Below are 390 nucleotides of genomic sequence, written 5' to 3'. Positions count from 1 at the left end.
AATCTAAATTTGAGCGTAATAAGCCGCACTTGAACGTAGGCACGGAGCCCCCTTCCAAAAACCGCTACGAGCACGTCCATGTGCGCTTGTTTCAGGCCATTGTACAGGCGATACTTGAACATCTCGGGGTAGAGCTCCACCGCCTTTTCAAAGTCGGCCGCGGCCTTCTCTGTTTCCTTCTGGTCCTGATGTCTTTACCTGCAGGTGCAGCCGGGTACGACAATGCTCTGAAGGGCGTTAAAAACTATGACGCTGTCTACGAGGTGAGCCAAGGAGATCCCAAGGACTTAAGAAACAGGAAGAGGTGTAACCGTGTCTAAATCTAAATTTGAGCGTAATAAGCCGCACTTGAACGTAGGCACCATTGGTCACGTTGACCATGGTAAAACC

2 pseudogenes are annotated in these 390 nt (G+C 50.3%); both read left to right on the top strand.

Annotated elements, in window-relative coordinates:
• Positions 1–320 (top strand): annotated as a pseudogene (locus tag MDHKLMBL_RS21085) (hypothetical protein); the annotation flags it as partial.
• A pseudogene (locus MDHKLMBL_RS21060) lies at positions 313–390 on the top strand (GTP-binding protein); the annotation flags it as partial. The pseudogenes MDHKLMBL_RS21085 and MDHKLMBL_RS21060, both read left to right, overlap by 8 nt.

It is taken from the genome of Marinobacter flavimaris (assembly GCF_002933295.1).
GTDB lineage: Bacteria > Pseudomonadota > Gammaproteobacteria > Pseudomonadales > Oleiphilaceae > Marinobacter > Marinobacter flavimaris.
The sequence above is the reverse complement of the archived record's forward strand: the minus strand, read 5'-3'. Positions and strand labels throughout refer to the sequence as shown.